The following is a 14698-nucleotide window of genomic DNA, read 5'->3' as shown; positions in this document are numbered from 1 at the left end:
CGTCAGGTAACGATCACCATGGTTGAAATCGAAATAGACGGCAAAAAAGTCGAAGTCCCTGCTGGTAGCATGGTGATGGACGCCGCCAACAAATTGGGAACCTACATTCCGCACTTCTGTTATCACAAGAAATTGTCGATCGCAGCGAACTGCCGCATGTGCCTGGTCGAAGTGGAAAAGGCGCCCAAGCCTTTGCCCGCTTGTGCGACCCCGGTCAGTGCCGGCATGATCGTGCGCTCCGCCAGCGATAAAGCTGTGCAGGCGCAAAAGTCGGTCATGGAATTCTTGCTGATTAACCACCCGCTCGATTGCCCTATCTGCGATCAGGGCGGCGAATGCCAGTTGCAAGACTTGGCAGTGGGCTACGGCAAGAGCGAATCGCGCTACAAGGAAGACAAGCGCGTGGTGCAGCCGAAGGAAGCCGGTCCGCTGGTCTCCATGCAGGAAATGTCGCGCTGCATCCAGTGCACCCGCTGCGTACGCTTTGGCCAGGAAGTGGCCGGCGTGATGGAGTTGGGCATGATCGGCCGCGGCGAACACTCGGAAATCGTGTCGTTTGTGGGCCAGACGGTCGACTCCGAACTGTCGGGCAACATGATCGACCTGTGCCCGGTCGGCGCACTGACCTCGAAGCCGTTCCGCTACAGCGCCCGTACGTGGGAACTGTCGCGCCGCAAATCGGTCAGCCCGCATGATGGCCTGGGCGCGAACCTGATCGTGCAAGTGAAAGCTGGCAAGGTCAAGCGCGTATTGCCGCTGGAAAACGAAGCCGTCAACGAGTGCTGGATCTCGGACAAGGACCGTTTCTCGTACGAAGCGCTGGACAGTGCCGAACGCCTGACTTCCCCGATGCTGAAACAAGGCAATGAGTGGAAAGAAGTCGATTGGCAAACGGCGCTGGAATACGTGGCGCACGGTTTGAAAAACATCAAGCACGAGCATGGCGCCGACGCCATCGCCGCGCTGGCCACGCCGCATTCGACCGTCGAAGAGCTGGTACTACTGCAAAAAGTCGTCAACGGTCTCGGTTCCGAGAACGTCGACTTCCGCCTGCGCCAGACCGACTTCGCGCTGGACGCAAGTGTGAAACCATGGCTTGGCATGCCGATCAACGAATTTGGCCAGATCAAGCGTGCCTTCGTCATCGGCTCGTTCCTGCGCAAGGATCACCCATTGCTGGCCACGCGTTTGCGCGCGTCCGTCAAGGGCGGCGCCAAGCTGTCGATCTTGCACGCCTCCGACGATGATCAATTGATCACCATCGCCAACAAGATGATCGTCGCACCAAGCGATTGGCTGGCGGCCTTGTCGGAAGTGGTCGTCGCGGTTGCCAAAGCGAAAGAAATCGCCGCGCCTAACGGTTTTGAAGCGGTTGCCGCTTCGGACGTGGCTGTGGCCATCGCCGCCAGCCTGATGGCTGGTGACAACGGTGCCGTGCTGCTGGGTAACGCGGCAACGCAACACCCGCAAGCGTCGCAACTGCATGCTGCCGCGCAATGGATCGCCGAACAGACGGGCGCCAAGCTCGGTTACCTGACGGAAGCGGCCAATACGGTTGGCGCGCACCTGGTCGCCAAGCCGCGCGCCAACGTGCAAGCTGCCTTTGCCGTGCCGAAAAAAGCTTACGTGCTGCTGCACGCTGAGCCGGAACTCGATGCCGCCAATCCACAAGCGGCCCGCGCCGCCCTGGATGGCGCCGACATGGTCGTGGCGATGTCCGCCTTCAAGCACGGCATGGATTACGCCGATGTCTTGCTGCCGATCGCTCCGTTCGCTGAAACCTCGGGCACCTTCGTCAACTGCGAAGGCCGCGCGCAAAGCTTCAACGGCACCGTCAAACCGCTGGCGGAAACCCGTCCAGCCTGGAAAGTGCTGCGCGTCCTGGGCAACATCCTGGGCCTGGCCGGTTTCGACTACGACACCTCCGAAGCGATCCGCGACGAAGCGTTTGGCTTTGGTGTGACCGACCTGTCGGCACAGCTGAACAATATCGCCAAGAACGCACCGGAAGCGGCAGCGTACGCACCGGCGTCGCCTGCGCTGCAACGCATCGCCGACGTGCCGATCTACTTCGCCGACGCGCTGGTACGCCGCTCTGAACCTTTGCAACGCACGGTCGATGGTGCCGCGCCGCAAGCGCACCTGTCCCTGGCGCTGGCTGAAAAGCTGGGCATCAAGGCGGGCGACAAGGTCAAAGTGGCGCAAGGCTCCGGCAGCGCCATCCTGGTGGCGGCAATCCATGCCGGCCTGCCAGCCAATGTGGTGAAAGTGTCGGCGGCGCATGCCTCGACAGCAAAGCTTGGCGGCATGTTCGGTGATATCACAGTTGAAACAGCAGAGGGGAAAATCTGATGGCTCTGCCTGAATTTGTAAACGTCATCAACAGCAGCGGCCAGGATTTGCTGGGCGGCTCCTGGCCGTTCTTCTGGACCCTGATCAAGATCCTGTGCGTGCTGTTGCCGCTGATGGGCCTGGTTGCCTACCTGACCTTGTGGGAACGCAAGCTGATCGGCTGGATCCAGATCCGCGTCGGCCCGAACCGCGTAGGTCCGCTGGGCTTGCTGCAACCGATCGCCGATGCGCTGAAACTCTTGTTCAAAGAGATCATCATCCCGGCCAAAGCCGCCAAAGGCCTGTTCGTGATCGGTCCGATCATGACCATCATGCCGGCCCTGGCCGCCTGGTCGGTCGTGCCGTTCGGCCCGCAAGCCGTGCTGGCCAACGTCAACGCGGGCTTGCTGATGCTGCTGGCGATTACCTCGATGGAAGTCTACGGCATCATCATCGCCGGCTGGGCTTCGAACTCGAAGTACTCGTTCATGGGCGCCATGCGCGCTTCGGCGCAGATGATTTCGTATGAAATCCCGATGGGCTTCGTGATGGTCATCGTGCTGATGGTCTCGGGCAGCCTGAACTTCATCGACATCGTCAGCGGCCAGCAAATCGGCTTTTTCGCCGACAAGGGCGTGAACTTCCTGTCGTGGAACTGGCTGCCGCTGCTGCCGATGTTCGTCATCTACCTGGTGTCGGGCTTGGCTGAAGCCAACCGTCACCCGTTCGACGTCGTCGAAGGCGAGTCGGAAATCGTCGCCGGCCACATGGTCGAGTACTCGGGCATGGCCTACGCCATGTTCATGCTGGCCGAATACGCCAACATGATCCTGATCGCCGCCCTGGCTTCGATCATGTTCCTCGGTGGCTGGTCCGCACCGTTTGCTTTCCTTGAGTTCTGGGGTGGTTTCGGCGGCTTCTTCTGGCTGTTTGCAAAAACCTTCTTCATCGTGTCGGTGTTCATCTGGGTGCGCGGTACTTTCCCACGCTATCGTTATGACCAGATCATGCGCCTCGGCTGGAAAGTGTTTATCCCGTTGACGCTGGTCTACCTGGTCTTCGTCGCTGCCTGGATGCAGACATCCTGGAATATTTGGAAGTAAGAGAGTGCATACGAATGGATAAGGTAAAAGATTTCTTCAGCAGCCTCTTGTTAGGCGAGCTGATCAAGGGCATGGCGTTGACAGGCAAGTACATGTTTTCGCGCAAGATCACGGTGCAATTCCCGGAAGAGAAGACACCGATCTCGCCGCGTTTCCGTGGCTTGCACGCGCTGCGCCGCTACCCGAACGGCGAGGAACGTTGCATCGCCTGCAAACTGTGCGAAGCGGTTTGCCCGGCGATGGCCATCACGATCGAATCGGAACAGCGTGACGACGGCTCGCGCCGCACCACGCGTTACGATATCGACTTGACCAAGTGCATCTTCTGCGGTTTCTGCGAAGAGTCTTGCCCGGTCGATTCGATCGTCGAGACGCAAATCCTGGAATACCACGGCGAGAAACGCGGGGATTTGTATTACACGAAAGAGATGTTGCTGGCCGTGGGTGATCGTTATGAAAATGACATCGCCGCTGCGCGCGCCGCCGACGCACCTTATCGCTGATGGATGCGCCGTAGCCCCTGGCTGCGGCGCGCCCCTCGTTCATCTGTACGTCTATTGGGTTTTTTATGGACTTTAAAACAATTTTGTTTTACGCCTTCGCGCTGATCTTGATTCTGGCAGCGACGCGCGTCATCACGGCCCGTAATCCGGTCCACGCAGTACTGTTCCTGGTACTGTCCTTCTTTTCCGCAGCGGGCATCTGGATGCTGCTGCAAGCTGAATTCCTGGCCATCGTGCTGGTATTGGTATATGTCGGCGCCGTGATGGTGCTGTTCCTCTTCGTCGTCATGATGCTCGATATCAATATCGACCGCATGCGCGAAGGTTTCTGGGGCTACCTGCCTTTGTCGGTGACGGTGGGCGTGATCATCGTGCTGGAAATGGCCGCTGTCCTGTGGCACGGTTTCCGCAACTTTGCGCCTAGTATCGCTCCGGTGAACGTCAACCTGGGCGGCACCAAGGAACTGGGCCTGCTGATCTACACGAAATATGTATTCGCCTTCGAGATCGCTGCCGTCGTGCTGCTGGTGGCCATCGTTGCCGCGGTTGCACTGACCCTGCGCAAACGCAAGGACACCAAGCATTTTGCTCCAGGCGACGCGGTACGCGTCAAGCGCAACGACCGCCTGAAGATCATCAAGATGGACGCGGTCGTCGAGCGTCCTGCGGCTGAGCCGGAAGTTAAGGAGGCACCATGACATTATCGCTCACACATTTTCTGGTCCTGGGCGCGATCCTGTTCGCAATCTCGATCGTCGGTATTTTCCTGAACCGCAAGAACATCATCGTATTGCTGATGGCAATCGAATTGATGCTGCTGGCGGTGAATATGAATTTCATCGCGTTCTCCCATTTCATGGGCGACGCGGCCGGTCAGATCTTCGTTTTCTTCATCCTGACGGTTGCCGCCGCTGAGTCGGCTATCGGTCTGGCTATTCTGGTGGTGATGTTCCGTAATCTGGATACCATCAACGTCGAAGACCTGGACAGCCTCAAAGGCTGATGTTTTTCAGACTCGATCTCTCGAATAATAACGATTAAGGTTCATCATGGCGGGGCAACTCCTCAACCCTAACCTCCTTCTTGCCGTACCGCTGGCGCCGCTGGCCGGTGCCGCGATTGCAGGTTTGCTTGGCACCCAGTTCCTGGGTAATTTGGTCGGACGCAAGACGTCGCATACCGCGACGATTCTGGGCGTACTGATTGCGTTTATCCTGTCCGTGCAGACATTGCTGGCAGTGATGGATGGCGCGACATTCAATGGCACGATCTATAACTGGATGACGATCGGCACCCTGAAGATGGAAGTGGGCTTCCAGATCGATTCGCTGTCGGCGATGATGATGTGCGTGGTCACCTTCGTCTCCCTGATGGTGCACATTTACACGATCGGCTATATGAAGGATGACGAAGGCTACAACCGCTTCTTCGCCTACATCTCGCTGTTCACGTTCTCGATGCTGATGCTGGTCATGGCCAACAACTTCCTGCAACTGTTCTTCGGTTGGGAAGCCGTGGGCCTGGTCTCTTACCTGCTGATCGGTTTCTGGTACCAGCGTCCGACGGCCATCGTGGCCAACATGAAGGCTTTCCTCGTCAACCGCGTGGGCGACTTCGGCTTCATCCTGGGCATCGGCCTGCTGCTGGCTTACGCCGGCACCATGAACTACCAGGAAGTGTTTGCCAAGAAAGACGAACTGGCGCTGTTGAGCCTGCCAGGCACCGACTGGGCCCTGCTGACCGTCGCCTGCATCTGCCTGTTCATCGGCGCGATGGGCAAATCGGCGCAGTTCCCGCTGCACGTCTGGCTGCCTGACTCGATGGAAGGTCCGACCCCGATCTCGGCGCTGATTCACGCCGCGACGATGGTGACGGCCGGTATCTTCATGGTCTCGCGCATGTCGCCGCTGTTCGAACTGTCCGACACGGCACTGTCCTTCATCTTGGTGATCGGCTCCATCACGGCGCTGTTCATGGGTTTCCTGGGCATCATCCAGAACGATATCAAGCGCGTCGTCGCTTACTCGACCTTGTCACAGCTGGGCTACATGACGGTTGCGCTGGGCTCGTCCGCCTACTCCGTGGCCGTGTTCCACCTGATGACGCACGCATTCTTCAAGGCACTGCTGTTCCTGGGCGCCGGTTCCGTCATCATCGGCATGCACCATGACCAGGATATCCGCAACATGGGTGGCCTGCGCAAGTACATGCCCATCACCTGGATCACGTCCCTGGTCGGTTCGCTGGCCCTGATCGGCACGCCGCTGTTCTCCGGTTTCTACTCGAAAGACAGCATCATCGAAGCCGTCGAAGCGACGCACATCTGGGGCGCTGGCTTTGCCCAGTTTGCCGTGCTGGCTGGCGTGTTCGTCACCGCCTTCTACTCGTTCCGCATGTATTTCCTCGTCTTCCACGGCAAGGAACGTTTCGGCCAAGGTCACGCGCATGATGACCATCACGCACCGAAAGCGGCCCATGGCGCGCACGGCGATGCGCATGACGACCATCACGAAGAGGAAGAGGACGACCACGGCCACCACGGTCTGGAACCTGGCCAGAAGCCGCATGAATCCCCATTCGTCGTATGGTTCCCGCTGGTGATGCTGGCGATCCCGTCGCTGCTGATCGGTTACCTGACCATCGGCCCGATGCTGCATGGCGATTTCTTCAAGGGCGTGATCTTCGTCGGCGAAAACCATCCAGCAATGGAAGAGTTGTCGCATGAATTCCACGGCGCAATGGCGATGGCGATCCACGGCCTGTCGACGGCACCGTTCTGGTTGGCATTGTCCGGCGTCGTGGCAGCCTACTACTGCTACATGGTCAACCCGCGCGTGCCGGCCTGGTTCTTTGCCAAGTTCCATGCGATCCACACCCTGCTGGACAACAAGTACTACCTGGACAAGTTCAATGAAGTCGTGTTCGCCGGCGGTGCCCGCTTGCTGGGTAATGGCCTGTGGAACTTCGGTGACAAGAAGCTGATCGATGGCCTGCTGGTCAACGGTAGCGCCAAGGTCGTCGCCTGGCTGTCCTCGCTGGCGCGAGTGCTGCAGACCGGCTACATCTATCACTATGCATTCGTGATGATCCTGGGCGTGCTGGGCTTCCTGATCTATTTCCTGCCATTCTGGCCCGCTAAGTAAGCTGACCTGATAAAAGAATACTGAGAACCATGATGCAGTCTACGATTTCTACACTACCTCCTTACCTGAGTCTGTCGATCTGGGTGCCGATCATTTGCGGCGTCCTGATCCTGGCTCTCGGCCGTGACAGCAAAGCGGGCTTTACCCGCTGGCTGTCGCTGGCTGGCGCCGTGCTCAGCATGCTGTGCACCTTGCCGCTGATCCAGCATTTCGACAACGCCGCGCACGGCATGCAATTCGTCGAAAAAGCACCGTGGATAGCAACTTTCAATATCTGGTACTCGCTGGGTATCGATGGCCTGTCGCTGTGGTTCATTCCACTGACGGCGTTCATCACGGTCATCGTCGTCATTTCCGCTTGGCAAGTGATCGAGAAGCGCATCGCCCAGTACATGGGTGCCTTCCTGATCCTGTCGGGCCTGATGATCGGCGTGTTTTGCGCGCTGGACGGCTTGCTGTTCTACTTCTTCTTTGAAGCAACCCTGATCCCGATGTTCATCATCATCGGTATCTGGGGCGGCTCGAACCGCGTGTACGCGTCATTCAAGTTCTTCCTGTACACCTTCTTCGGTTCGCTGCTGACCCTGGTTGCCATCATTTACCTGCGCAATGTGACGGGCACCTTCGACATCCTGGCCTGGCATGCGTTCAAGCTGACGATGAACGAACAGATCTTCATCTTCCTGGCCTTCCTGATGGCGTTTGCCGTGAAAGTGCCGATGTTCCCCGTCCACACGTGGTTGCCGGACGTCCACGTGGAAGCGCCTACCGGCGGTTCCGCCGTGCTGGCCGCCATCATGCTGAAACTGGGCGCGTATGGTTTCCTGCGGTTTTCGCTGCCGATCACGCCGGACGCCAGCCACTACCTGTCGGGCTTCATGATCGCCTTGTCGTTGATCGCCGTCATCTACATCGGTCTGGTTGCCCTGGTGCAAACGGACATGAAAAAACTGGTCGCCTATTCGTCGATCGCGCACATGGGTTTTGTCACCCTGGGCTTCTTCATGTTCAACGACATCTCGGTGCAGGGCGGTATCGTGCAGATGGTCTCGCACGGCTTCATCTCCGGCGCGATGTTCCTGTGCATCGGCGTGCTGTATGACCGCATGCATACCCGCAACATCGCCGACTACGGCGGCGTCGTGAACCGCATGCCGAAATTTGCCGCCTTCTTCGTCTTGTTTTCGATGGCCAACTGCGGTTTGCCAGCGACTTCCGGCTTTGTCGGCGAGTTCATGGTGATCCTGGGCGCGGTGCAATACAACTTCTGGATTGGCTTGCTGGCTGCAACGGCACTGATCTGGGGCGCGGCGTACTCGCTGTGGATGGCCAAGCGCGTGGTGTTCGGCAAGATCAAGAACAAGCATGTGGCCGAATTGACCGACATCAACAAACGTGAGTTCTTCATGCTTGCTGTGCTGGCCATCGCCGTGCTCGTGATGGGTCTGTACCCAGCCCCGTTCACCGACACGATGCAAACTTCGGTTGCCGACCTGCTGCAGCATGTCGCCATCAGCAAGTTGCCTTAAATAGAAGACCGATAACATGACTAATGCACCTAATCTGGTACCGCTGTACGCGGAAATCTTTCTGCTGATCGCCACATCGGCGCTCTTGCTGATCGATATGTTCTTGCCTGCGGCGAAGCGTTCGATCACCTATGCGCTGTCGCTGCTGACTTTGGCAGGCTGCGCCTTGCTGACCGTGGGCGACTTCAACGCGGGCACCACCGTCTACACCTTCCACAATATGTTCGTGTCGGACCCGATGTCGCAGCTGCTGAAACTGTTCTCGTACGGCGCCGTGGCGCTGACCCTGATCTACTCGCGTGCCTATGCCACCGACCGCAATATGCTGTCGGGTAACCTGGGCGGCGAGTTCTATGTGCTGGCCCTGTTTGCACTGCTGGGCCAGATGATCATGATCTCGGCCAACAACTTCCTGATCATCTACCTGGGTCTGGAACTGATGTCGCTGTCGCTGTACGCACTGATCGCCTTGCGTCGTGACAACGCCAAGGCCACGGAAGCGGCCATGAAATACTTCATCCTGGGCGCGCTGGCTTCCGGTTTCATGTTGTACGGTATCTCGATGCTGTACGGCGCGTCCGGCACGCTGGACCTGGGCGAACTGCGCGTGGCGCTGGAAAACGGCAAGACCAACGGCACCATCATGGTCTTCGGCCTGGTGTTCCTGGTAGCCGGCCTGGCCTTCAAACTGGGCGTCGTGCCATTCCACATGTGGGTGCCTGACGTGTATCAAGGTTCGCCAACGGCCGTGACCCTGCTGCTGGGCGGCGCGCCGAAACTGGCCGCGTTTGCCATCACCCTGCGTCTGTTGGGCGAGGGCTTGCTGCCGATGGCGCATGACTGGCAGCAAATGCTGTTGGTACTGGCCGTGATGTCGCTGGCCATCGGTAACTTCACCGCCATCGCGCAAACCAATCTGAAGCGCATGTTGGCGTACTCGACCATCGCGCAAATGGGTTTCGTGCTGCTGGGCCTGCTGTCGGGCACCGTGGACGCACCGAACAACACACTGAACGCGGCTGGCGCAGCCACCGCCTACGGTGCCTCGATGTACTACGTCATCACCTACGTGTTCACCACCCTGGGTACCTTTGGCGTGATTATGTTGCTGGCACGTAATGGTTTCGAAGCAGAAGAACTGGCCGACTTCAAGGGCCTGGGTAAACGCAGCCCGATCTTCGCGTTGGTGATGACCTTGTTCATGTTCTCGCTGGCCGGCGTGCCGCCGCTGATGGGCTTCATGGCCAAGTACTCGGTGCTGGCCTCCGTGCTGGCCACGGGCCAGCTGTGGCTGACCATCGCTGCCGTGCTGTTCTCGCTGATCGGTGCTTTCTACTACCTGCGCGTCGTGAAAATGATGTGGTTCGACGAGCCGACGGACACCAACGCGCTGGTCGTGCATGGCGACATGCGCATCGTGCTGGCCCTGAACGGCGTGTTTGTGCTGGCGTTGGGTGTGATGCCTAACAGCATCCTGGCTGCCTGCGCGACCGCCATCACCAAGACCCTGGCGTCCTGATCGATGGATGTCACCGCCTCGAGCTGGCTGGTAATCGCCCTGGGCATCCTGGGCGCCAACCTGCCATTCTTGAACGAGAAACTGTTTGCCGCCGTGCCCCTGAAAAAGGCGGCGCAGGCAGAGCAGGGCTGGCGCAAGCCGCTGGCGCTGCGCCTGCTGGAGATGGTGATTCTGTACTTCATCGTCGGCGCCGTGGCGTTCGCGCTGGAAGCGCGCATCGGCAACGGTTTCCCGCAGACCTGGGAGTTTTACGCCATCACCGGCTGTCTGTTCCTGGTGCTGGCTTTCCCCGGATTTGTCGGACGCTATCTGCGCAAACGCCGCTAGCATCACCCTCCGAAAGCGGCGCCTCTGGCGCCGTTTTTTATTGAATAAAGGAATTCCATGGATACCCAATCCACCGATACTCAATTGATTGAAACCAAAGTCGATGGCGAGCTCGTTTATCAAGGCGGTTTCCTGCGCGTGCAGCGCGACCGTGTTGCCCTGCCTGACGGCAAGATCACGGCGCGCGAATTCGTCCTGCACCCGGGCGCCGTCGTCATCCTGCCGCTGCTAGACGATGGCACGGTACTGATGGAACGCCAGTACCGCTATCCGCTGGACCGCGTCTTCATCGAATTCCCGGCTGGCAAAATTGATGCGGGCGAGGCCCACCTGGCCTGCGCCCAGCGCGAGTTGCTGGAAGAAACGGGCTACACGGCCAGCGACTGGCAATTCGTTTCCACCATCCATAACGCCATCGCCTATTCCGACGAGCACCTGGAACTGTTTTTGGCGCGTGGCCTGGTAGCGGGCGAGCGCCAGCTTGACGAGGGCGAATTCCTGGAAACGTTTACGGCGACCGTGCCGCAGCTGCTCGACTGGGTCAAGGATGGCAGCATCACGGATGTGAAAACCGTCATCGGCATCTTCTGGCTCGACAAGATTACCAGCGGCGCCTGGCAGCCGGCCTGATTCCCCGCATGCGCCTGCCCATTTTCCTGCTGCTTGCCTGTGTCACCCTGGGTGCGCAGGCGCAGACGCGCACGCCGTTCCAGGTGCGCTGCGAAGACACGATCAGCAAGACGGTGTCCGTGCTGACGGCGCAGCAGAACGGCTACAGCATCGACACGCATCTGCCGTACAAGGCGCTGACCGTCATGAAGGGCACGGCGCGCGCCAACACCTGGGTGCTGGGATTGACGAAGACCGACTCGCGCGTGGCCATCGCTCTGGCCGGCCCCATGCTGCAAGACCCGGCCAGCGGCTACGAATGCGTGGCGCCGCAGATTACCGTGACCCTCACCTATGCGCCCGTGGTGATCTATATCGGCCGCGAGTTTGCCCCCGGCAGCTGCGCGTATGATGAGATACTCGCACATGAACTGCGCCACATGAAAACCTATATGGAACATTTGCCGCGCGTGGAAAAGACCGTGCGCGCCGCGCTGGCCAAACGCTTCGAGGCGCGGCCCCTGTATGCGCCCAGCGGTACGGCCAAGGCGGCGCTGGCGCGCGAGATCGACACGGGCTGGTTGCCGTATATCAAGGCAGAAATGCGCAAGGTGGAAACCTTGCAGGCGGCCATCGATTCTCCGCAGGAATATGCGCGCCTGGGCAAGGCGTGCAAAGGCGAGATCCAGAACATCCTGATGGGCAAGGCAGCGCCCGCCAACTAGACAATTAGATGAGGAATGGCATGACAGCAGCACCGAACACCGTCCGCTACTTTGCGCTGATCCCCGCCGCCGGCGTGGGCGCGCGCATGGAAGCGGGCAGTCCCAAGCAGTATTTGCCCATCGCCGGCAAACCCATGCTGCGCCACGCGCTGGACGCCTTTCTCGCCAGCCCGTTGATTGCGCACACCTATGTCGTCGTCAGCGCCGAGGATGGATTGATTGACACTGTCGTGCCGGAGCAGGGCGTGACGGTGCTGCGCTGCGGCGGCGCCACGCGCATGGAAAGCATACTGAATGGCTTGCACGCCGTGCAAGGCAGCATAGCCGCGCATGACCAGGTGCTGGTGCACGATGCGGCGCGGCCGGGCCTGACGCCGGCGCTGATTGCAAAGCTCATTACCGAAGTCGGTGAGCACCCGGCCGGCGGCTTGCTGGCCTTGCCCGTGGTCGATACCGTCAAGCGGGCCGGGCCGGGCACGGGTGCCGCCACCATGTCAGCGCAGACGGTGCCGCGTGAGGGCCTGTGGCTGGCGCAGACGCCGCAAATGTTCAGCTACGCCTTGCTGCACCGGGCATTATCGGAAGCGCCCGACCCGCAAGCCATCACGGATGACGCCAGCGCCGTCGAAGCGCTGGGCCTGGCACCCAGGCTTGTCGAAGGCCACCCGCGCAACCTGAAGGTGACCTTGCCGCGCGACATACACACGGCCGAGCTGTATTTGTCCCACTCTTGGCCTATCCTTGAATCCTGAACAGAAAGACCGCATGACGACCACCACTACTCCCGTATTACCGTTCCGCATCGGCCAGGGCTATGACTGCCACGCGCTGGTGGAACACCGCGACCTGATCATCGGCGGCGTGAAGATTCCGCACCACCTCGGTTTGCTCGGCCATTCCGACGCCGACGTGCTGCTGCACGCCATCACGGATGCCATCTTCGGCGCCGCCGCGCTGGGCGACATCGGCCGCCATTTCCCCGATACGGATGCGCAATTCAAGGGCGCCGATTCGCGCACCCTGCTGCGCGAAGCCGCGCGCCGCGTGCAAGCCACCGGTTATATCATCGGCAATATCGACGCTACCATCATCGCCCAGCGCCCGAAAATGGCGCCACACATCGCCGCCATGTGCGCGAACGTGGCCGAAGACCTGGGCGTGAGTTTGGGCCAGGTCAATATCAAGGCCAAGACGAATGAAAAACTAGGCTACCTGGGCCGGGAAGAAGGCATCGCGGCTGAAGCCGTGGCCTTGCTGCTGCGCGCCTGATCCCACCTTCGCATCATCCACAGACAGGAGAGAGCATGTTCCAGTTACGCCGCACCAGCATCTTGCTTGCATTGACATTGGCCGCCGCACCATCGGCCTGGGCCGAACTGCAAGCCACGGGCGAGCCGCCCGCCGCCAAACAGGGCTGGAAGGCCGAGACTGTCGCGCAGGGCGTGCGCCAGCCGTGGGGCATCGCCTGGCTGGGCGAGGGACGCGCGCTGGTCACCAGCAAGCAGGGGACATTGCATCTGCTGAATGGCAAGAAATTTGAGGATGTGGCGCTGGAAGGCATGCCCAAAGTGTTTACCGGCGGGCAGGGCGGCTTGCTCGATATCGTTATTCATCCGCAGGATGCGGGCAAGGCCGCGCCAAGAGTCTACATGACGGTATCGACGGGCACGAATGACGCGAATCGCACGACCCTGGTGCGTGGCGTGTTCGACGGCAAGAAGGTGACGGGCATCCAGACCCTGTTCAAGGTTGCCACGGACAAGAGCGGTGGCCAGCACTTCGGTTCGCGCCTGCTGTGGCTGCCGGATGGCACTTTGCTGATGAGTGTGGCCGACGGTGGCAATCCGCCGCTGCGCATCGGCGACCGCTTGGCGCGCGAGCAGGCGCAGAACCTGGCCACGCACCAGGGTTCCATCCTGCGCCTGACGGAAGAGGGCAAGCCGGCGCCCGGCAATCCGCTGGCGGCCAAGGGGGCCTTGCCGGAAATCTGGTCGTACGGCCACCGCAATGTGCAGGGCCTGGCGCTCGATCCTGTTTCCGGTCGCGTGTGGGCCACGGAACACGGTCCGTATGGCGGCGACGAGATGAACCTGGTAGTCGCGGGCGGCAACTATGGCTGGCCCCTGCAAAGCTATGGCGCCGACTACAAGACGCATGAGCCCATTGGCCAGCATGAGGTGCCGGGCATGCGCAATCCCAGCGTGGCCTGGGTGCCGTCGCCGGCCCCGTCAGGGCTGGCCGTCTACACGGGCGACAAGATCGCCGCCTGGCGCGGCAGCATCTTCAGCGGCGGCCTGGCGGCCAAGGATATCCGCCGCATCGCCGTCGACGCGAATGGCAAGGTGACGGGGCAGGACCGTCTGGCCATCGGCGCGCGCGTGCGCGACGTGCGCCAGGGGCCGGACGGCTACCTGTACGCGCTGACCGATGAAGACAACGGCCGCTTGCTGCGCATCGTGGCGCAGTAGCACGGCAGGCGCCGTCTTCGCTTAAGATGGCGCCTTTACTACATTCAAGGTGGCGGCATGGCCCGTGATACTTATGCATACCGGCACGTCGCCGTCGAATCGCGCGCCATCCATGGCCGCGTGGAAATCCGCCCGGTGCCGGGCCAGGCTTTTTCGCCCGAACTGGCCGTGCAGTGTTCGCGCCGCCTGGTCGACCTGCAGCGTTACCCGCTGGGCAGCCGTTTTTTACTCTTTGCCAAGCTGACGGACCGCCTGGGCGGCACACCCTTCCTGTATGCGTATCATGGCGATGCAGACGTGGTAATGACGCCGGCCGAAGTGAGGAAATTCCTCGGCGAATTTCGCCGCGGCCGCATCTGAACCGACTGCCTTGCTAAGTAATCCTCGGGAAATTATTGTGAATTTATGACGAACAGAACCGGATGCTGTGCAAGGCGCCTG

The 14698-nt window shown here is 60.3% G+C and carries 15 protein-coding genes; all 15 read left to right on the top strand.

Annotated elements, in window-relative coordinates; all coding sequences use genetic code 11:
- Window positions 1-18 precede the first annotated feature (18 nt).
- The 15 genes from nuoG to ACP7DE_RS02530 all read left to right on the top strand — a co-directional run bounded on the left by nuoG (window position 19) and on the right by ACP7DE_RS02530 (window position 14617).
- Window positions 19-2352, top strand: coding sequence for an NADH-quinone oxidoreductase subunit NuoG (gene nuoG, locus ACP7DE_RS02600; protein ID WP_426070607.1), 2334 nt, complete (start codon window positions 19-21; stop codon window positions 2350-2352).
- Entirely contained in the window at window positions 2352-3434 is a 1083-nt protein-coding gene (gene nuoH, locus ACP7DE_RS02595; protein WP_426070606.1) for an NADH-quinone oxidoreductase subunit NuoH, read from the top strand. The genes nuoG and nuoH overlap by 1 nt, the downstream gene beginning before the upstream one ends.
- Before the next feature lie 14 nt (window positions 3435-3448).
- The gene (nuoI, locus tag ACP7DE_RS02590) at window positions 3449-3937 is read left to right on the top strand and encodes an NADH-quinone oxidoreductase subunit NuoI (protein ID WP_010399726.1); all 489 of its coding nucleotides are present in this window, start codon (window positions 3449-3451) and stop codon (window positions 3935-3937) included.
- 65 nt (window positions 3938-4002) lie between these two features.
- The gene (locus ACP7DE_RS02585) at window positions 4003-4635 is read left to right on the top strand and encodes an NADH-quinone oxidoreductase subunit J (protein ID WP_034779507.1); all 633 of its coding nucleotides are present in this window, start codon (window positions 4003-4005) and stop codon (window positions 4633-4635) included.
- Entirely contained in the window at window positions 4632-4940 is a 309-nt protein-coding gene (gene nuoK / locus ACP7DE_RS02580) for an NADH-quinone oxidoreductase subunit NuoK (RefSeq protein ID WP_010399724.1), read from the top strand. Before ACP7DE_RS02585 ends, nuoK begins: the two co-directional genes overlap by 4 nt.
- A 46-nt stretch (window positions 4941-4986) precedes the next feature.
- Entirely contained in the window at window positions 4987-7080 is a 2094-nt protein-coding gene (gene nuoL, locus ACP7DE_RS02575) for an NADH-quinone oxidoreductase subunit L (protein ID WP_426070605.1), read from the top strand.
- 29 nt (window positions 7081-7109) lie between these two features.
- Window positions 7110-8609 (top strand): NADH-quinone oxidoreductase subunit M, encoded by a 1500-nt coding sequence (locus ACP7DE_RS02570; protein ID WP_426070604.1) that lies wholly within the window; start codon window positions 7110-7112, stop codon window positions 8607-8609.
- A 16-nt stretch (window positions 8610-8625) separates the two neighbouring features.
- Window positions 8626-10128: an NADH-quinone oxidoreductase subunit NuoN gene (gene nuoN / locus ACP7DE_RS02565; protein ID WP_426070603.1), complete on the top strand. Its 1503-nt coding sequence runs from the start codon at window positions 8626-8628 to the stop codon at window positions 10126-10128.
- Window positions 10129-10131: 3 nt separating this feature from the next.
- Entirely contained in the window at window positions 10132-10455 is a 324-nt protein-coding gene (locus tag ACP7DE_RS02560; RefSeq protein ID WP_070224104.1) for a DUF2818 family protein, read from the top strand.
- Window positions 10456-10512: 57 nt separating this feature from the next.
- Window positions 10513-11085 (top strand): NUDIX domain-containing protein, encoded by a 573-nt coding sequence (locus tag ACP7DE_RS02555; protein ID WP_426070602.1) that lies wholly within the window; start codon window positions 10513-10515, stop codon window positions 11083-11085.
- Between the two features lie 8 nt (window positions 11086-11093).
- Entirely contained in the window at window positions 11094-11789 is a 696-nt protein-coding gene (locus ACP7DE_RS02550) for a hypothetical protein (RefSeq protein WP_426070601.1), read from the top strand.
- Between the two features lie 20 nt (window positions 11790-11809).
- Window positions 11810-12541, top strand: a complete 732-nt coding sequence (gene ispD, locus ACP7DE_RS02545; RefSeq protein ID WP_426070600.1) for a 2-C-methyl-D-erythritol 4-phosphate cytidylyltransferase — start codon at window positions 11810-11812, stop codon at window positions 12539-12541.
- 13 nt (window positions 12542-12554) lie between these two features.
- Complete coding sequence (gene ispF / locus ACP7DE_RS02540) at window positions 12555-13058, top strand: 2-C-methyl-D-erythritol 2,4-cyclodiphosphate synthase (protein ID WP_426070599.1); 504 nt, start codon at window positions 12555-12557, stop codon at window positions 13056-13058.
- Between the two features lie 35 nt (window positions 13059-13093).
- Entirely contained in the window at window positions 13094-14257 is a 1164-nt protein-coding gene (locus ACP7DE_RS02535) for a PQQ-dependent sugar dehydrogenase (protein WP_426070598.1), read from the top strand.
- A gap of 57 nt (window positions 14258-14314) precedes the next feature.
- Window positions 14315-14617: a hypothetical protein gene (locus ACP7DE_RS02530; protein WP_426070597.1), complete on the top strand. Its 303-nt coding sequence runs from the start codon at window positions 14315-14317 to the stop codon at window positions 14615-14617.
- Window positions 14618-14698 lie beyond the last annotated feature (81 nt).

It is taken from the genome of Janthinobacterium sp. DSP2-3-3, from assembly GCF_049897325.1.
GTDB lineage: Bacteria > Pseudomonadota > Gammaproteobacteria > Burkholderiales > Burkholderiaceae_D > Janthinobacterium.
Note: the sequence above shows the minus strand (reverse complement) of the source record. Positions and strands in the feature narration are given on the sequence as shown.